General features: G+C 64.9%; 16 protein-coding genes. 11 read left to right on the top strand and 5 right to left on the bottom strand.

Annotated features, from left to right (window positions below):
- Positions 1-25 precede the first annotated feature (25 nt).
- Positions 26-265, bottom strand: coding sequence for a hypothetical protein (locus PQR42_RS38310; protein ID WP_408206695.1), 240 nt, complete (start codon positions 263-265; stop codon positions 26-28).
- Positions 266-557: 292 nt separating this feature from the next.
- Here PQR42_RS38310 and PQR42_RS38315 point away from each other — a divergent pair, with 292 nt between their 5' ends.
- Both PQR42_RS38315 and PQR42_RS38320 read left to right on the top strand, forming a co-directional pair.
- Positions 558-947 (top strand): RT0821/Lpp0805 family surface protein, encoded by a 390-nt coding sequence (locus tag PQR42_RS38315; RefSeq protein ID WP_408206693.1) that lies wholly within the window; start codon positions 558-560, stop codon positions 945-947.
- 106 nt (positions 948-1053) lie between these two features.
- Positions 1054-1503: an NUDIX hydrolase gene (locus PQR42_RS38320; protein WP_408206691.1), complete on the top strand. Its 450-nt coding sequence runs from the start codon at positions 1054-1056 to the stop codon at positions 1501-1503.
- 39 nt (positions 1504-1542) lie between these two features.
- Here PQR42_RS38320 and PQR42_RS38325 read toward each other — a convergent pair whose 3' ends face one another.
- On the bottom strand, positions 1543-2517 hold the full coding sequence (locus PQR42_RS38325; RefSeq protein ID WP_408385933.1) for a transporter substrate-binding domain-containing protein: 975 nt from the start codon (positions 2515-2517) through the stop codon (positions 1543-1545).
- 139 nt (positions 2518-2656) lie between these two features.
- Positions 2657-4366 carry a glutamine--tRNA ligase/YqeY domain fusion protein gene (locus PQR42_RS38330; RefSeq protein WP_408206687.1) on the bottom strand — a complete coding sequence of 570 codons (1710 nt, stop codon included), beginning with the start codon at positions 4364-4366 and terminating at the stop codon, positions 2657-2659.
- A 555-nt stretch (positions 4367-4921) separates the two neighbouring features.
- Here PQR42_RS38330 and ggt point away from each other — a divergent pair.
- Complete coding sequence (ggt, locus tag PQR42_RS38335; RefSeq protein ID WP_408385935.1) at positions 4922-6676, top strand: gamma-glutamyltransferase; 1755 nt, start codon at positions 4922-4924, stop codon at positions 6674-6676.
- 86 nt (positions 6677-6762) lie between these two features.
- Entirely contained in the window at positions 6763-7332 is a 570-nt protein-coding gene (locus PQR42_RS38340; RefSeq protein WP_408206683.1) for an RBBP9/YdeN family alpha/beta hydrolase, read from the top strand.
- A 42-nt stretch (positions 7333-7374) separates the two neighbouring features.
- On the opposite strand, the gene PQR42_RS38345 is transcribed toward PQR42_RS38340, so the two are convergent.
- Entirely contained in the window at positions 7375-8595 is a 1221-nt protein-coding gene (locus PQR42_RS38345) for a CaiB/BaiF CoA transferase family protein (protein WP_408206681.1), read from the bottom strand.
- Between the two features lie 294 nt (positions 8596-8889).
- Here PQR42_RS38345 and alaS point away from each other — a divergent pair, with 294 nt between their 5' ends.
- The gene (alaS, locus tag PQR42_RS38350) at positions 8890-11514 is read left to right on the top strand and encodes an alanine--tRNA ligase (protein WP_408385937.1); all 2625 of its coding nucleotides are present in this window, start codon (positions 8890-8892) and stop codon (positions 11512-11514) included.
- A gap of 123 nt (positions 11515-11637) precedes the next feature.
- On the opposite strand, the gene PQR42_RS38355 is transcribed toward alaS, so the two are convergent.
- Positions 11638-12555, bottom strand: coding sequence for a LysR family transcriptional regulator (locus PQR42_RS38355; RefSeq protein WP_408206677.1), 918 nt, complete (start codon positions 12553-12555; stop codon positions 11638-11640).
- 115 nt (positions 12556-12670) lie between these two features.
- Here PQR42_RS38355 and PQR42_RS38360 point away from each other — a divergent pair, with 115 nt between their 5' ends.
- The 6 genes from PQR42_RS38360 (at position 12671) to PQR42_RS38385 (ending at position 18964) form a co-directional block, all read left to right on the top strand.
- Positions 12671-14185 (top strand): YbfB/YjiJ family MFS transporter, encoded by a 1515-nt coding sequence (locus PQR42_RS38360; protein WP_408385939.1) that lies wholly within the window; start codon positions 12671-12673, stop codon positions 14183-14185.
- A gap of 125 nt (positions 14186-14310) precedes the next feature.
- Positions 14311-15342 (top strand): threonine aldolase family protein, encoded by a 1032-nt coding sequence (locus PQR42_RS38365; protein ID WP_408206673.1) that lies wholly within the window; start codon positions 14311-14313, stop codon positions 15340-15342.
- Positions 15343-15579: 237 nt separating this feature from the next.
- Complete coding sequence (locus PQR42_RS38370) at positions 15580-16110, top strand: NUDIX domain-containing protein (RefSeq protein WP_408385941.1); 531 nt, start codon at positions 15580-15582, stop codon at positions 16108-16110.
- Positions 16111-16286: 176 nt separating this feature from the next.
- A complete protein-coding gene (locus PQR42_RS38375; RefSeq protein ID WP_408385942.1) occupies positions 16287-16736 on the top strand; it encodes an acyl-CoA thioesterase in 450 nt (149 codons plus the stop codon).
- 4 nt (positions 16737-16740) lie between these two features.
- Positions 16741-17679: a branched-chain amino acid ABC transporter permease gene (locus tag PQR42_RS38380; protein WP_408385944.1), complete on the top strand. Its 939-nt coding sequence runs from the start codon at positions 16741-16743 to the stop codon at positions 17677-17679.
- Positions 17672-18964: a branched-chain amino acid ABC transporter permease gene (locus tag PQR42_RS38385; RefSeq protein WP_408385946.1), complete on the top strand. Its 1293-nt coding sequence runs from the start codon at positions 17672-17674 to the stop codon at positions 18962-18964. The genes PQR42_RS38380 and PQR42_RS38385 overlap by 8 nt, the downstream gene beginning before the upstream one ends.
- The last annotated feature ends 51 nt before the right edge of the window (positions 18965-19015 follow it).

Here is a 19015-nt window from a genome sequence, read left to right on the forward strand (position 1 = left end):
GCGTAGCCGGTCGCTCAGGTCAGAATTAGTGGCCGGCGCTCGCCAGCATGTAATAGCAGCCGACGAGCAGCAGGGCGAAGGACAGCAACAAGCAGGCGACGCCAACACGCGTCAGCAGATTGGGCCAGCGAGCGCGAGGCAATGCGTCCATCCGCACGACGCGCCGCGCGAGTCCCGGATCGCGGCTGATCGCAACCGGCACGAGCGCGACACACAGCAGCGCAAGCGCGATAGCAAAGGTTTCGAGGGCGGAGAGGGTGTGCATGGCGGGGCGTCTTCAGAGTCTGATTGGCGCGGAGGCGCAACCCATCAATCTTAAGAAGGCGTCCTGGTGCTAGGAATGGGAGCTGTCCTAAAATTAGGGCGCTCACTGTGTCCGACGACGCGTGCTTCAGGAAATGGCGCGCGCCGCGTGCCCGTTCTTGCGGCCTGTTCCGGCTGACAGCCCGGCCGTTTCTGGCGGTCCCTTCGAGGGGGACATGCTATGCTTTTGGGGTCCAGATCACGAGACGCCATGCGCGCTCGAGATCGCCGAATACTTTCGAGGAGAACCCTTCATGTCGATGCGAACCCGTGTCCTGTCTCAACTGACCGCCGGTAGCCTGTTGCTGGGTGGTGCGATCGGCGCGCAAGCTGCGAACCTCGGTTTTCTGAACGACACGCCGATCAGCTACATGAAGCAGCGCGACGTCGACTCCGTCAAAAAGGCGGTCATCTCCGCGCTGAACGACAAGCAGGACGGCGAAACCGCGAACTGGGTCAACGAAGGCACGGGCAACAGCGTGAAGATCGACGCTGCGATCACAATGGCCAGTACGGCCAAGGACGGCGATCGCACCTGCCGCGACGTCGGTGTCGTGCTGAATGCCAAGGGGCAATCGATGACCCTGCGCCCGCAGTTCTGCAAGCAGGGTAGCGGCACCTGGCAATTGCAGAAAAAGCACTGAGCATGCAGGCCTCGATGGTGGCGCGCGCCGGTCTGCAACTGGTGCGGCTCGAAGCCGTGCGCGTGCGTGTTGGTGGATCGTTGCGTTTGCTTGAAATGGCGTGGCGATGAGCACGCGGATTATTTCGTGCGGCATCGTCTTGCTCGACGCGGACGGCCGCGTGCTGCTCGCGCACGCCACCGAAACGTCGCACTGGGACATTCCAAAAGGACACGGCGAGGAAGGCGAGCCGCCGCACGTCACGGCGCTGCGCGAGATGGTCGAGGAGACCGGTATCGCCATCGAGCCCCAGCGTCTGAAAGATCTCGGCCGATTCGTCTACCGTCGCGACAAGGACCTTCATCTGTTCGGCGCGCGTGCCATCGCCGATGAACTCGATCTGAGCGTGTGCACCTGCACGTCGCTCTTTCCGCGCCGCTCCGACGGCACGCTGATTCCCGAAATGGATGCCTACCGCTGGGCCGCCCCCGACGAAGTGGACAAGTATGCGAGCCGCAGTCTCACGCGGCTCTTTCAGACCACGCTGTCGCTCGCGGAACTGCATCGGTCGTTATAGCTGTGACGAGTCTGGCGACTGCGTGAACCGCCCGACGGTTCAGTCGAGCGCGCGGTCGTTCGGATGCGCGAACAGCGCGCGGTTCTGCTCCGACAGCGGATAGTTCAGATTGATGCCGTGCGGCGGAATGGGTTGCGTGAACCACTGCTTGTACAGACGCTCGGCTTCGCCGGAAGTCTGGCTGCGCGTGATTACGCCGTTGACGAGGGTGCGAAACGGTTCATCGCCTTTGCGGAACATGCACGCGTAGACTTCGTAGCCAAGCGGCGTGCCGGTCACCACGAAATCGTCAGGACGCGGATCGGTCGATTTGAAACCGTACACGATCGGCTCGTCCATCACGAAGGCCACCGCGTGGTCGTCCTTGAGCGCGGAAAAGGCCTCGGAATGATCCCGCGCGCTGGTGATGCGCATGTTCAGATGCTTGTCGGTATTCAGGCGGCGCAGCAGGCGTTCATCCGAGGTGCCCGCGGTCGTCACGACCGCCTTGCCGGCCAGGTCCGGAAAATCCGTGATGCCGCTGTTCTTACGCGCGATCATGCGCACGGCGTACTGGAAGAAACTGTTCGAGAACGCGGCAACGTTTTCGCGTTCCACTGTGTGTGTGGTCGAGCCGCATTCCAGATCGATCTGGTTGTTCAACAACATCGGCGTACGGTTCGACGAGGTCACGGTGATCTCGTGCACCTTCAGTTGCGGCATGCCCAACGTCTTCTTGATCTCGTCGACGATCTGCAGCGCGATGGTCTGCGAGTAGCCGACCGTGCCCTTGCCGTCGAAGTAGGAGAAAGGAATCGACGCTTCACGCACGCCGAGCACGACCACGCCGTCGTCGTGAATTTTTTTCAGCGTGCCGGTGAGTTCATCCGTCTGAGCGGAGCAGGCGAACGACGCCGCGCCAAATGTGGTCAGCGCCAAGAGCGCGCAACGCGCGCCATGGACGAAACGCGCGCCGCGCCCCATGCGCCCCGTTGTGCGCCGGGTACTCGCCCTGCGGCGGGCTGCAACTTTCATCGGACCTCCCGGACTGGCGTTGGCGGATGCCGCGCCGTCACTGTCGATGGAACATGATGCAACAAAACGGCGTGCATCTTTCGATCAAGACGCACGCCGTATCCAACTTCAGATGCGCTGCAAAAGGGTGCGTTCCAGCTTACGCCGGCTTGCCCCAACTGTCGCGCAGACTGACGATGCGATTGAATACGGGCTTACCCGGCTTGGAATCGACGCGGTCGGCAACGAAATAGCCGTGACGCTCGAACTGATAGCGTTGTTCCGGCAGCGCTTCGCGCGCGCCCGGTTCCAGGTAGGCGTTGACCACGCGCTTCGAATCCGGATTCAGCGCTTCGAGGAAATCGCGGCCGCCGGCGTCCGGTTGCGGTTCCTTGAACAGGCGGTCGTAGATACGCACTTCGGCCGGGCAGGCGGCTGCCGCGCTGACCCAGTGGATGTTGCCCTTGACCTTGTAGTTGTTCGCGCCTTCGGTGCCCGATTTGCTGTCCGGGAAGTAGTTGCAATGCACCGCGACGATGTTGCCGTTCTCGTCCTTGTCCGCGCCGACGCATTCGATCACGTAGCCGTAGCGCAGGCGCACCTTGTTGCCGGGGAAGAGGCGGAAGTAGCCCTTCGGCGGTGTTTCGTTGTAGTCGTCGCGTTCGATCCACAGTTCGCGCGAAATCGGAAACTCCCGCACGCCCATTTCCGGATGATGCGGGTGGACCGGCGCATTGCACGGCTCGCTCACGCCTTCGGGGAAGTTGTCGATGATCAGCTTGACCGGATCGAGCACGGCAGCCGTGCGCGGCGCCTTGTCGTCCAGATCGTCGCGCAGCGCGCCTTCGAACACGCTCATGTCGATCCACGAATCGACCTTGGTCACGCCGATGCGCTCACAGAACAACTGGATCGCTTCCGGCGTGAAGCCGCGCCGGCGCACGCCGACGATGGTCGGCATACGCGGATCGTCCCAGCCGTCCACGTGGCCTTCGGTCACGAGTTGCAGCAGCTTGCGCTTGCTGGTGATCGCGTAGGTCAGGTTCAGGCGCGAGAACTCGATTTGTTGCGGCAGCGGGCGCGTGAAAATGCCGGCCTCGGCGAGCTCGTTCAGGATCCAGTCGTACAGCGGACGATGGTCCTCGAACTCCAGCGTGCACAGCGAATGCGTGATGTTTTCCAACGCGTCCGAGATGCAGTGCGTGTAGTCGTACATCGGGTACACGCACCACTTGTCGCCGGTACGGTAGTGATGCGCGAAGCGGATCCGGTAGATCACCGGATCGCGCATATTGAAGTTCGGCGACGACATGTCGATCTTGGCGCGCAGCACGTGCTCGCCTTCCTGGAACTCGCCGGCCTTCATGCGGCGGAACAGGTCGAGGTTTTCCTGCACCGAACGCTCGCGGAAGCGCGACGGCGTGCCGACTTCCGTCGCCGAGCCGCGGTTCGCGCGCATTTCCTCGGCCGACTGGCTGTCCACGTAGGCCTTGCCGCGCTCGATCAGCAGTTCGGCGAACTCGTACAGCTTGTCGTAGTAGTCGCTCGCGTAGTAGAGCTCTTCCTTGCCGCCTTTTTCCCACTCGAAGCCAAGCCAGCGCACGGCGTCGATGATCGAGTCGACGTATTCGACGCTTTCCTTTTCCGGATTGGTGTCGTCAAAGCGCAGATGGCACACGCCGCCGTAGCTGCGCGCCACGCCGAAGTTCAGGCAGATGCTCTTGGCGTGGCCGATATGCAGATAGCCGTTCGGCTCGGGCGGAAAGCGCGTTTCGACGCGCTGGCCCCACTTGCCGGTGCGGTTGTCGTCGTCAATGATGTTGCGGATGAAATTGGATGCCGCTGGCGCGTCGTTGCGTTCGGTATTCATGCGAGAAGGTCAAAGTCTGTCGGGGGCGCGCAATGCGTCCACTTATCCGACAATTCTACCTGACGAGTCCCGTCGCAGCAGGCGAGTGCGGCGTGCAGCCAACGTTTGAGCGGTTTTGACGGCAATTCAGGGGTCAGGCCGGCGCTGTAACAGGAGGTAAAACGGTTTGTTCACACTCGCGCCGGCGACTTAGGATGCGAGCGGCGCGGCTTCGTCCGCGAGGGCTGCGTGGCACGTCCGCGCGGGGTTTCAGGACGCCACAATGGGCCGTATGCGCCCGCGTTCGGGCCATGCCGCGCAGTGCCTGGCCGTCATCGCGGAACATCAACCTGCCGCGAGCGAGAAATCACCGCGCATGGGGCGGCGCACCAGCCGTCTCGCCTCGCCTCGCATGCCCGCCGCCCGATAGTTTCCCGGGGCAGTGCAGCTTGCGCCATGACGCGCAGCGCGTGCACTCGTCGCAGCCGTCCACACAGGCCGCACCGCCCTTTGTCGCCTTGCACGAATTCCTGCCGTTCGTGCACCATGGCGCCCTTAGTTGCCGGAGTTTCTCGGATGTCTGTCCCGACGCACGGCGCGCCTCGCGCGCCTTTCACCTCGCTTTCCCTGGCCCGGATCCTGACGGTGTCCGCCATGCTCGCCGCGTTCACCGGCGTCGTCGTCGCGCCCGTGCCCGCGCTGGCAAAAACGCCACCGCCCAAGGCCGTATTCGACGCATCGGCGGTGGCCGTGCCGGACCGCTACAGCGCGGACACGGCGCAGCAGATCTTCGCCGCCGGCGGCAATGCGGTGGATGCCGCCGTCGCCATCGCCTTCACGCTGGCCGTGACCGCGCCGGACGCAGGCAATCTCGGCGGCGGCGGCTTCATGACCGTGTTCATGGACGGCAAGCCGTACTTTCTCGACTATCGCGAGCGCGCGCCGCAACAGGCGACCCGCGAGATGTATCTCGACGACAAGGGCAACCTGCTGCCGGGCATGAGCGCCGTCGGGCATCGCGCGGTGGGCGTGCCGGGTACGGTCGAGGGCATGTGGGAGGCGCAGCAGCGTTTCGGCAAACTGAAGTGGAAGCAGGTGCTGGCGCCCGCGATTCGCTACGCCACCGACGGTTTCCAGGTCGAGCCGTGGTTGCAGCAACGCCACGACGTGGCGGCGAAGAGCTTCGCCGGCAAGACCAACTTCGACGCCTACTTCTCCAATCTCAAGGCGGGCGTGACGTACCGCCAGCCGGAGCTTGCACAGACGTTGTCGCGCATTGCGAGCGACGGCGGGCGCGAGTTCTACGAGGGCCGCACGGCAGATCTGATCGCCCAGCAGATGTACGGCCACGGTCTGGTCACGAAACAGGATCTGATTCAATACAAGGCGGTGTGGCGCCAGCCGCTTACCGCCGACTGGAACGGCTATCAGGTCGTCACTGCGCCGCCGCCGAGCTCGGGCGGCGTCGGGCTGATCCAGATGCTGAAGATGAAAGCCGATCTGAAGCAGGCGTTCGACGGCCTCGAGCTGAACTCCGTGCCGTACATCCATCTGATCGCGCAGATCGAGGACCGCGTGTTCGCCGATCGCCAGCAATACCTGGGCGATCCGGATGCGTACAAAGTGCCGGTCGGCAAACTGATCGACGACGCCTACCTCGCGCAGCGCGCCGACGAAGTCAAACCCGATGAAGTGCCGGGCGCGGCGCAGGTCAAGCCGGGCCTCGGCGACGCGGCCCCGGAGAAAGCGCAAACCACGCATTTCTCGGTAGTCGACAAGTGGGGCAATGCCGTGTCGAACACCTACACGCTGAACGGAGACTTCGGTTCGGGCGTGGTGGTGGACGGCGGCGGCTTCCTGCTGAACGACGCCATGGACGACTTCGTCACCAAGCCCGCCGGCGCGAGCGCGTCCGGCGCAAGCAGCGCCGAAGTGAACACGGTGGCGCCCGGACGTCGGCCGCTGTCGTCGATGACGCCGACCATTCTGCTGAAGGACAACAAGGTGTCGCTCGTGATCGGCACGCCCGGCGGCTCGCGCATCCTGACATCGATTTTCCAGGTGATGACCGATCTGTACGACTTCAACATGTCGCCTACCGACGCGCTCGCCGCCATGCGTTTCCATCATCAGTTGCTGCCGCAGAAGACGATCTATTTCGAGCCGTATCGTCCGATCACGGGCGAACTGGCCGAGCAATTGCAAGCCAGGGGCTACACACTCGAGGGGCAGTCGTTCAACGGCGACGTGCAGATGATTCGCATCGAGGGCACGACGCCTGAGCCGGCGGCGGATCCGCGCGGCGTGGGTGTGGGGCGCGTGATGCATTGAAGCGCTGATGCGGACTCACGGCGGCGCGGGTAGAACCATCGGCAAAAACAATAAACTGCGAATAACGACCAACAACGGGGAACGCGATGAGCGGACAAAAACAACCAGGCACGCTGGTGCTGCCAGGCTACCAGAACTCCGGTGCCGGCCATTGGCAGACGCGCTGGGAAGCGCTGAATCCGGCATTCGTACGGGTGCCGATGCCGGACTGGGACCACCCTGAGCGCGACGCCTGGTGCCGCACGCTCGACGCCACCGTGGCCGCCGCCGACGCGCCCGTGGTGTTCGCCGCGCACAGCCTCGGCTGCCTCACGACGGCTTTCTGGGCGTCGCAATACGCGAGCGCCGCGCAACTTGCGAAGGTCGCGGGCGCATTGCTGGTCGCGCTGCCCGATCCCGCCGAGGCGCATTTTCCACAGGACGCGCGCGGTTTCGCACCGGTGCCGCTCGAGCGGCTGCCGTTTCCGACCATTGTCGTGGCCAGCAGCGATGATCCCTACGGCGGCGTGCCGTTTTCACAGACCTGTGCGAACGCGTGGGGCAGCCGCTGGATCGACATCGGACCGCGCGGCCATATCAACGCGGACAGCGGGCTCGGCGATTGGGACCAAGGACGCGAGTGGCTGGAGTCGTTCGGCGCGCCAAACCGTCGCTGAGTAACGCCCGCGCTGAACGCGACCAGCGCGCCCCCAGCGGATTCAAATCACCGACTGCCCCCGCAACGCCGCGATCCTCGCTTCGTCATACCCGAGCACGTCGCGCAAAATGCTCTCCGTGTGCTCGCCGAGCGTGGGGGGATGCGCAAGCGCTTCAGGCGGCGTGCCGGTCATATTGATCGGATTGCGCACCAGCTTGACCGTGCCGCCCGACGGATGCGGGAGATCCACCTGTAGCCCGCGCGCCACCACCTGCTCATTCTCGAAGACCTCGCCGAGATCGTTGATTGGCCCGCACGGCACGCCTGCCGCTTCTAGCGCGGCAATCCATTGCTGCTTGCCCTGCAGGCGGACCATGTCCGCGAGAATCGGCACGAGGATCTCGCGGTTGCGCACACGCGCCGGGTTGGTGGCGAAGCGCTCGTCGTCCGCCAGTTCCGGGCGGCCGCCCGCTTCGACGAACTTGCGGAACTGCCCGTCGTTGCCGACCGCGACGATGATCCAGCCGTCGCTCGTCTGGAAGGTCTGGTACGGCACGATGTTCGGATGCGCATTGCCCCAGCGCACCGGCGGCTGGCCGCTCGCCAGGTAGTTCGAATTCATGTTGGCGAGCATGGCGACCTGCACGTCGAGCAACGCCATGTCGATGTACTGGCCTTCACCCGTCCGGTCACGATGGGTGAGGGCGGTGAGCACGGCGATGGTCGAATACATGCCGGTCATGAGGTCGGCGATCGCGACGCCGGCCTTCTGCGGGCCGCCGCCCGGCTGGCCGTCGCGTTCGCCGGTAATGCTCATGAAGCCGCCGATGCCTTGCACGATGAAGTCGTACCCGGCGCGCTGCGCATACGGCCCGGTCTGCCCGAAGCCGGTCACTGAGCAGTAGATGAGGTCGGGCTTCACTTCCTTGAGCGACGCGTAGTCCAGACCGTACTTCTTCAACTGGCCGACCTTGTAGTTCTCCAGCACCACGTCGCTCTGCGCGGCCAGCTCGCGGATGATCCGCTGGCCTTCGGGCGAGGCGATGTCGACGGTGACCGAGCGCTTGTTGCGGTTCGCCGCGAGGTAATACGCGGCCTCGCGCGTGTCCTCGCCGTCAGGCGTCTTGAGGTACGGCGGCCCCCAGTGGCGGGTGTCGTCGCCGACTTCGGGGCGTTCGATCTTGATCACGTCGGCGCCGAAATCGGCGAGAGTCTGCGCACACCAGGGTCCGGCGAGCACGCGTGTGAGATCCAGCACGCGGATATGACTGAGAGCGCCCATATTGGTAGATGTCTCCTATGTAGCCAGGCTGCGCGTAAGGCGCCGCGAATGGAGGCAATCTTAAGCGATTCCCGCGCGCGGGCGCAGTCGGCCGAACGGCATAGGACGAATGACGCGCCCCGCAAAGTCCCGCCATGTCCCACGCCGCCCGCTCAAACCTGGCCGAACGGCCAACCATGCGGGGCGAGCTGCCGCGCACGGGCGCCGATCCCGTATAATCAGTCGTTTAAGAAACAAACAGTTGGCGCATCCCACGATGCCGCCGGTAACAGCCAGGACCGTCCCCCGCCCGCTATGAAAGCCGCCGAAATCCGCGAGAAATTCCTCAAGTTCTTCGAATCGAAGGGCCATACGATCGTTCGCTCGTCGAGCCTTGTGCCCGGCAACGACCCGACACTGCTCTTCACCAATTCGGGAATGGTGCAGTTCAAAGATGTGTTCCTCGGCGCGGAATCGCGCCCGTATTCGCGCGCCACGACCGCGCAGCGCAGCGTGCGCGCCGGCGGCAAGCATAACGATCTGGAAAACGTCGGCTACACCGCGCGTCACCACACGTTCTTCGAAATGCTGGGCAACTTCTCGTTCGGCGACTATTTCAAGCGCGACGCGATCCACTACGCGTGGGAACTGCTGACGGGCGTGTACCAGCTGCCGAAAGACAAGCTCTGGGTGACCGTCTATCACGAAGACGACGAAGCGCACGACATCTGGGCGAAGGAAGTGGGCGTGCCGGTCGAGCGCATTATCCGCATCGGCGACAACAAGGGCGCGCGCTACGCGTCGGACAACTTCTGGCAAATGGCCGACGTCGGTCCGTGCGGTCCGTGCTCGGAAATCTTCTACGACCACGGCCCGGACGTGTGGGGTGGCCCGCCGGGATCGCCTGAGGAAGACGGCGACCGCTACATCGAGATCTGGAATCTCGTGTTCATGCAATTCAGCCGCGACGCCCAAGGCAACATGACGCCGCTGCCCAAGCAGTGCGTCGATACCGGCATGGGTCTGGAGCGTATTGCCGCCGTGCTGCAACACGTGCACAGCAACTATGAGATCGACCTGTTCCAGGCGCTCATCCAGGCCGCCGCGCGCGAAACCGGCGTGAGCGATCTGACCAACAACTCGCTGAAGGTGATCGCCGACCACATCCGCGCGTGCTCGTTCCTGATCGTCGACGGCGTGATTCCGGGCAACGAAGGCCGCGGCTACGTGCTGCGCCGGATCGTGCGCCGTGCGATCCGCCACGGCTACAAGCTGGGCAAGAAGGGTTCGTTCTTCCATCGCATGGTGGCCGACCTCGTCGCGCAGATGGGCGGCGCGTACCCGGAACTGAAGGAAGCCGAGCAACGCGTGACCGACGTGCTGCGTCAGGAAGAAGAGCGCTTCTTCGAGACCATCGAACACGGCATGTCGATTCTCGAGGGCGCGCTGGCCGACCTCGAAGCCAAGGGCGGCAAGACGCTCGACGGCGAACTCGCATTCAAGCTGCACGACACGTACGGCTTCCCGCTGGATCTGACGGCGGACGTGTGCCGCGAGCGCGAAGTGACGGTCGACGAAGCCGCCTTCGACGAAGCCATGGCGCGTCAGCGCGAACAGGCTCGCGCGGCGGGCAAGTTCAAGATGGCGCAAGGCCTCGAATACTCGGGCGCGAAGACCACGTTCCACGGTTACGAAGAAATCGTCTTCGACGACGCGAAGGTGGTCGCGTTGTATGTGGACGGCGCCTCGGTGCAGCAAGTCAGCCACGGCCAGCAGGCTGTCGTCGTGCTGGACCACACGCCGTTCTACGCGGAGTCGGGCGGCCAGGTCGGCGACCAGGGCGTGCTGGCCAACGCGAGCTTGCGCTTCGCGGTGAGCGATACGCTGAAGGTGCAGGCCGACGTGGTCGGTCATCACGGCACGCTCGAGCAGGGCACGCTGAAGGTGGGCGACGTCGTCAAGGCGGAAATCGACGCGGTGCGCCGCGCTCGCACGCAACGCAACCACTCGGCCACGCACCTGATGCATAAGGCGTTGCGTGAAGTGCTCGGTTCGCACGTGCAGCAGAAGGGCTCGCTCGTCGACGCCGACAAGACCCGTTTCGACTTTGCGCACAACGCGCCGATGACGGACGAGCAAATCCGCCGTGTCGAGGAAATCGTCAATGCCGAGGTGCTGGCGAACGCGCCGGGCATCGTGCGCGTCATGCCGTTCGACGAAGCGGTGAAGGGCGGCGCGATGGCGCTGTTCGGCGAAAAGTACGGCGACGAAGTGCGCGTGCTCGACCTGGGCTTCTCGCGTGAATTGTGCGGCGGCACGCACGTGCATCGCACCGGCGATATCGGCTTCTTCAAGATCGTCATGGAAGGCGGCGTGGCGGCGGGCATCCGGCGCGTGGAAGCGATCACGGGCGACAACGCCGTGCGCTTCGTGCAGGACCTCGACGCGCGTATCAATGCGGCTGCGGCTGTGTTGAAGGCGCAACCTTCGGAGCTGACGCAGCGGATCACGCAGGTGCAGGACCAGGTGAAGTCGCTGGAGAAGGAACTGAGCGCGCTGAAGTCGAAGATGGCGTCGAGCCAGGGCGACGAGCTGGCCGGTCAGGCGATCGAAGTCGGCGGCGTGCACGTGCTGGCGGCTACGCTCGAAGGCGCGGACGTCAAGACGCTGCGCGAAACCGTCGACAAGCTGAAGGACAAGCTGAAGAGCGCGGCGATCGTGCTGGCCTCGGTCGAAGGCGGCAAGGTGAGCCTGATTGCCGGCGTCACGGCGGACGCCAGCAAGAAGGTCAAGGCGGGCGAGCTGGTCAACTTCGTGGCGCAGCAAGTGGGCGGCAAGGGCGGCGGCCGTCCGGACATGGCGCAGGCTGGCGGCACCGAGCCGGCGAATCTGCCGGCGGCACTCGCCGGCGTCAAGGGTTGGGTCGAAGGCCAGCTTTGATTCTGATGTGATTGGGCCACGCGGGGCGCCGGAATCTGGGCGTGTCGCGTGGCCTAAGTTTTTTTTGAGGGTCTGGCGTGCGGTAGTGGGTTGGCGCCACACCGCGCCCGTGCAGTCAAAAAATCAGGACGCCCCTTCCGCAGCCGTCGCGGCCTCGGGCAAACTCACGGCATCCTGCCGCATCACCAGCGCCTGCTTCAACGCATTCAGCGCGGACGAAAAGTGCCCGCGTCGCCACACCAGCAGCGTCTCGATCACGCCGATATCGGGCAGCTCGTGGACCGCGATATTGCTGGCATCCGTCTGCAAATTCAGCACCGACCGTGGCGCCACCGCGACCCCCGCGCCCGCGGCCACGCAAGCCACGATCGCGTGATAGGAACCCAGCTCCAGCACGCGCGCCGGCCTCACGCCGTGCTCCAGATACCACTTCTCGATATAAGACCGGTAAGCACAGCCACGCTCGAACGCGATCAGCGTCGACAGCGCAATGTCCCGAACGTCGCGAATCGGGCGATGCCCGCGCGGCGTCAGCATCACCAGTTCTTCCCTGAACACAGGCACCGACTCGAATAATTCGCCGAGCGCAGCCCGGTCCAACGGCGTCGCCACCAACGCGGCATCCACTTCGAATTCACGCACTCGCTCGATCAGCTTGCCGGTCGTGCCGATCTCGAGTTCCAGCGCGACGGCGGGCCACTGCTGGTGATAACGGGCGAGCAGGGCGGGAAGACGCGTTGCCGCGACGCTTTCCATCGTGCCCAAACGCAGCCGCCCGCTCGGACGGTCCTCGCGCACCGCGTGACGCGCCTCGTCGGCGAGCGCGAGCAGGCGCTCGGCGTAGGGCAGCAGCGTCTCGCCGGCGGGCGTCAGCACGAGACGGCGGCCGTCGCGGATGAACAGGTCGGTGCCCAGTTGCTCTTCAAGCTGCTTGATGCGCGTGGTGACGTTCGATTGCACGCGGTTGAGCTTGGCAGCAGCGCGCGTCACGCCGTTTTCCCGCACGACGGCGCGAAAAATGGTCAAGGCGGCCAGATCCATGATTCTCTCTAAACGATGGGTGATATCCGAATTATTCATTTTTCGTGATTGAAAGGTCAAGCTACCATGGATGTAAGCCATCTGATTCGCCGACCGCATTTATCGCCGCCCGCTTATGAACAATCTCGCATCCGCCGCTCACGGCAGCTTCGCCGGACGCCACGCCGCCCGCCACGCGGCGCTTGCCTGCATGGTCACGCTGGCTGTTGCGCTCGGTATCGGGAGATTTGCATTCACGCCGCTCTTGCCGCTGATGCTTCACGGTAGCGCTTTCGGTCAGCCGCAGTTCGATATTCAGCATGGCGGCTGGCTGGCGTCGTTCAACTACGCGGGGTATTTCATCGGCGCGCTCACGTGCGCGGCGCTGCGGATCGAGCCGGCGCGCATGGTGCGCGCGGGGCTCGCCGCGACGGTGCTGTTGACGCTGATGATGGGCGTGACGAGCCAGTTCTGGATCTGGGCGGCGGTGCGGTTCATCGCGGGTGCGGTTAGCGCCTGGACGTTCGTATTCGCGTCCCAGTGGGGCTTGCGGCGGCTCGCCGAGCTTGGTGCGCACGGGTGGGGCGGGGTGATCTACACGGGGCCGGGCGTGGGCATCGTCGGCACGGGCCTGCTGGTCAGCGTGGCCGGTGGGTATGGGGCCACAGTGGGGTGGCTTGGGTTTGGGTTGATTGCCGCGATTCTGTCGGTTGTGGTTTGGCCAGTGTTCGGCGCGGCGTCCGGCAGTGGGGGAAAAAGTCTGCGCGCGCGCATGGTTGGTTCTGGTAGCGGTGATCAGGCGAGTGTTGGCCCGACGAGCCAACGTGTCGCCGGCCAATTCGGCGCGCCGGAACGCGCCGCAACCCAAGGCGCCGGAACCGGCGGCGTTGGAACCTATGGCGCTCAATTCCAAAGTGCTGGAACTCGACACACAGTAACTCAAGGCGCCGGAACCTTCGGCGCTGAAACTCGCGGCGCAGCAACCCAAAGCGCAGCGCCGCAAGCCGCACCAATCCAACACCCCGCCAGCCAACCCACCACGATCCGCGCCGGCCGCCACGCCGCCCCCCACCACGCCGACGCCCTCTGGCTCATCCTCCTCTATGGCGTCCCCGGCTTCGGCTACATCATCACCGCGACGTTCCTACCCGTCATCGCACGTCACGCATTGCCCGGCTCATCATGGCCCGACCTGTTCTGGCCGATGTTCGGCGCGGCGCTGATCGTCGGCGCGCTGCTGGCGGCGCGTTTGCCGGTGCATTGGGACAACCGCACCTTGCTCGCCGGCTGCTATGTGCTGCAGGCGTGCGGTATCGCCCTCGGTATCGTCTGGCCGACGGCGGGTGGTTTCTCATTCGGCAGCATTCTGATCGGCTTGCCGTTCACCGCGACCACCCTGTTCGCGATGCGCGAGGCCCGGCGTCTGCGTGGCGACGACGCTGCCGGTCTGATGGGCTATGCGACGGCGGCCTACGGCGTCGGTCAGATCGTCGGCCCGCTCGTCGCCGCGCCGATCGCCGAGCAGACCGGATCGTTTTCGCCGGCGTTGTGGTTGGCGGCGGGCGCGTTGCTGCTGGGCGCGGCCGGGCTGATCGTCGTCGCGCGCATGCCGCGCGGCCGAGGCCGCATGCCCGATTGCGGCTGCAACTGAGCGCACATCGATAAAGGCGTCGCTGCCCACGCTGCATCCGCCGAAAAACAAATAACCGACGAGCGCACTAAAATGACCGCTTTCCCGTCATCCCAGCGCGCCCATTGCCGGACGCGCCGCCAGCCATGCAACATTTCGCGTCCGACAACTACGCCGGCATCTGTCCCGAGGCGCTCGACGCGCTGATCGCCGCCAACAACAGCGGCCACGAACCAGCCTACGGCGACGATTCCTGGACCAACCAGGTGTGCGACCGTCTACGCGAACTGTTCCAGACCGACTGCGAAGTGTTCTTCGTGTTCAACGGCACGGCGGCCAATTCGCTGGCGCTCGCGTCGCTGTGCCAGTCGTATCACTCGGTGATTTGCCACGAACTCGCACACATCGAAACCGACGAATGCGGCGGCCCGGAGTTCTTCTCGAACGGCTCGAAGCTGCTGACGGCGCCGGGCATCGGCGGCAAGCTCACGCCGGATGCGATCGAAGCGGTGGTCACGCGCCGCGCCGACATCCACTATCCGAAGCCGAAAGTCGTCACGCTGACCCAATCGACGGAAGTCGGCACGGTCTACAGCGTCGAGGAAGTGCGCGCGATCGCCGCGATCGCCAAACGGCGTCATCTGAAAGTGCATATGGACGGCGCGCGTTTCGCCAACGCGGTCGCCGCGCTGGACGTGCATCCGTCGGAGATCACGTGGCGCGCGGGCGTCGACGTGCTGTGTTTCGGCGGCACCAAGAACGGCTTGCCGGTCGGTGAAGCGGTGGTGTTCTTCGACCGCGCGCTCGCGGACGATTTCGCCTACCGCCTGAAGCAGGCCGGTCAACTGGCCTCGAAGATGCGCTTCATTTCCGCGCCGTGGCTCGGTCTGCTCGATAACGACGTGTGGTTGCGCAACGCGCGTCATGCGAACGCGATGGCGCAACTGCTGCAGACGCGGTTGCAGGAAATTCCGGGCGTGAGCATCATGTTTCCCGGACAATCGAACGCGGTTTTTGCGCAATTGCCCGCGCAGGCCGCCAAGGCCATGCGCGCGCGCGGCTGGAAGTTCTACGAATTCATCGGTGCGGGCGGATGCCGGCTGATGTGCGCGTGGGATACACAGCCGGAAACGGTCGAGCGGTTCGCCGCCGAGGTGCGCGAGTTGTGTACGGCGTGAGACCGTGTTCGACCAGGGGCGCTAAAGTGCCGGGCCATTGGCGCGTCGAGATCGCGCGCTAACCTGGGCGCCGACGCGCACCGGCCAGAACGTGAACCTGAGCACGATTTCACGCACCGGCCAGAACGTGAGTCCGAGCACCATTTCGCGCACCGACTAGAACGGCAACCGCAAACCGAGCGTCACCCCCAAAAGCTGCAAGCCATCACACAAGACAAACGGAACGTCCCCTTCGCCATGACCGAACACCGATTTTGCCCACGCTGCGCCACGCCTTTGACCGAGCGCGCCGACGCCGAACACGAAGGCGGCCGCATCCGCCAGACCTGCCCCGATCCGGCGTGCGGCTACGTCCACTGGAACAACCCGCTGCCGGTGGTGGCGGCGATCGTCGAGTACGAAGGCAAGATTCTGCTGGCGCGTAATGCCGCCTGGCAGGAGGGCATGTTCGCGCTGATCACGGGCTTCCTTGAAAACGGCGAGACGCCGGAAGAGGGCATTGCGCGCGAAGTGCTCGAGGAAACCTCGTTGCACGCGGAGACGGTCGAACTGATCGGCGTGTACGAGTTCATCCGCAAGAACGAACTGATCATCGCGTATCACGTGAAGGCGTACGGCACGATTGCGTTGTCGCCGGAATTGCTGGAGTACCGGCTGGTCGAGCCGGCCAAATTGCGGCCATGGCGCGCGGGCACCGGCCAGGCGCTCGGCGAATGGATGCGGCGACGCGGCTTGCCGTTCGAGTTTGTCGAAAGACCGGGACAGTGAGCCGGCCGACACACATGTCGATGAGTCCGCGCTCAGCGAGGAGCGGCATGGCTTATATTTCCTGTCTGACCGTGCGCCGGTAGCGAAGGCGCTCGCGCCGCATGCTGACCGAGTCGCTTCGACGAAACCAACGGCCGCACAACGTTCACGATAACGCCCGAGACAACCCCGCCAGCATGAACAAACCCGCATCCGCCGCGCGCAGCGCCTACCCGCATTTCCTGCCGATCCCCACCCGCTGGATGGATAACGACGTCTACGGCCACGTGAACAACGTCGTCTATTACAGCTACTTCGACACCGTGGTGAACGAGTATCTGATCCGCACCGGCGTGCTCGATTTCGAGCAGGGCGAGACGATCGGACTCGTGGTCGAGACACAGTGCAACTACTTCGCGCCGCTGGTGTTTCCCGACCGGATCGACGCGGGCCTGCGCGTCATACGGCTCGGCACGTCGAGCGTGCGCTATCAGGTCGGTCTCTTCAAGGAAGGCGAGGATCAACCCGCCGCGCAAGGACACTTCGTGCATGTGTATGTGAATCGCGTCACAAGGCGCCCGGTGAACTTGCCCGCCGAATTGCGCGCGGCGCTCGAACCGTTGAGCGTCGCAGAACAGCCGGACTAGGCGCGTGCAGTCGTTCGTCATCAACCTGCTGAACGGCGTCAGTTACGGCCTGCTGCTGTTCATGCTGTCGGCGGGCTTGACGCTGATTTTCAGCATGCTCGGCGTGCTGAATTTCGCGCACGCGAGCTTCTACATGCTCGGCGCGTACGTCGGGTTTTCGGTGGCGGCGCACGCGGGGTTCTGGAGCGCGCTGGTCGTGGCACCCTTTGTCGTCGGGTTGATCGGTGCGGCGTTGGAGCGTTGGCTGTTGCGGCGCGTGCGCGTGCATGGCCACCTCGCCGAGTTGCTGCTGACGTTCGGCGCCGCGTATCTGCTCGGCGAACTGGTCAAGCTCGGCTGGGGCTTGAATCCGCTCTCGGCCACTGTGCCCGCTTTGCTCGACGGGCCGCTTTTCACGGTATATGGCGCGGCCTTCGCACGCTACCGCGCGTTCATGATGGCGGTGTCGCTCGCCATGCTGGCCGTGCTGTTCGCGGTGTTGCGCGTGTCGAAGGCGGGCCTGATCGTGCGCGCGGCGCTGACGCACGCGAGCGCCGTCGAGGCGCTCGGCCACAACGTGCCGCGCGTGTTCACCGGCGTGTTCGCGGCCGGCACGGCGCTCGCCGCGCTGGCCGGCGTGATCGGCGCACCGCTCTTCGTGATCGAGCCGGGGATGGCGGAGTCGCTCGGCTCGATCGTGTTCGTGGTGGTCGTGATCGGCGGGCTGGGTTCGCTGAGCGGCGCGCTGGCGGCGTCGCTGCTGGTCGGTTGCGTGCAGACGCTGGCCGTGGCGAGCAACGTGTCGCTGGGCGACGTGCTGTCGATATTCGACGCCACGCTCCCCGTCGAATGGGACGTGCTGACGCTCGCGCAGCTCGCGCCGCTGATTCCCTATCTGTTGCTGGTGGCGATGCTGGCGCTGCGCCCGCGCGGGCTTTTCGGGCGGCGCGACGATCATGCGTGAGGCCAGCGAATCATCGGCGCTGTCCGCGATCGCGCCGTGCGCGCTATGGCGCATGCTTGCGCCGTGGCTTGCGCTCATCCTGTTGCTCGCCGTGCCGCCTTTCATCTGGCCGCAAAGCTGGCTGCTCGCCTATCTCGCGCAGACCGCGACGATGATTGTGTTCGCGCTTTCATACAACCTGCTGCTCGGCGAGACGGGACTGCTGTCGTTCGGTCATGCCGCTTACTCCGGCCTTGGCGCGTTGGTGGCCGCGCAGGTGTTCAACCGGATCGGCGTGCCGCTCGTGGTGCTGCCGCTGGTCGGCGGGATCGGCGGCGCGCTGTGCGGCGTGCTGTTCGGTTTCATTTCGACGCGGCGCGCCGGCACGGCTTTCGCGATGATCACGCTCGGTCTCGGCGAACTCGTGGCGGCCGCCGCGTGGACGCTGCCTGACTGGTTCGGCGGCGAAGCGGGCGTGGCGATCGATCGCGCGAGCGGACCGTTGCTGGGAAGTTGGAGCTTCGGCCCGGCGCGCGAGGCTTATGTGCTGATCGCCGTGTGGTGCCTGCTTGCGTGTGCGGCGATGTTCGCGCTTTCGCGTACGCCTGTCATGCGCCTTGCCAACGCCGTGCGCGACAATCCGGTGCGGGCCGCGGCGATCGGCTGCTACCCCCGTCGCATTCGCTATGGCGTAGTGGTGATGTCGGCGTTTTTTGCGGGTATCGCGGGGACGTTGGCGCTAATCAATGTGGAACTGGTGTCGACGGAGAGCGTCGGCATGATGCGCTCGGGCGCGGTGTTGATCGCCACGGTGATCGGCGGGACGGCGGCGTTTTTCGGGCCGGTCGCGGGCGCGGTCGTGCTGACGTTTTTCAGCGTTGCGGTGGCGAGTGTCACGCGGGCTTGGCTGTTCTATCTGGGGCTGTTCTTCATCGTCGTCGTGGTGATTTCGCCGGATGGATTGGCGGGCTTCATGCAGCGTTTCATGGCACGTGTGGCCGCAAACGGCTGGCGCCGGTGCCGTGCGGCGTACCTGTGGAGCACGGCCGCCGCATTGCTGTGGACGGTGGCCACCGTGCTCGCCGTGCAATGGGCCTACGCGGTGCAATTTGGTGCGGAGGATGGCGAGGTGTTCAACGTCCCCGGTATGCCGTCGTGGATCAACGCGTCGCCGCTTTGCTTCGGCGCCACAGTCTTCGTGTTGGCCGCGCTGGGAGGACTGTCCGCGCACTACGCGATTCGCGCGCAAGCGCTTCTTGCAGCCGTGCGCTCAAGCGCTACGCACATGGCCGGAGGCTCACGATGATCCCGGCGCTCGCGATCCGCGCGCAAGCGCTTCTCACAGCCGTGCGCTCAA

Source organism: Paraburkholderia sediminicola, from assembly GCF_046027355.1.
GTDB lineage: Bacteria > Pseudomonadota > Gammaproteobacteria > Burkholderiales > Burkholderiaceae > Paraburkholderia > Paraburkholderia sediminicola_B.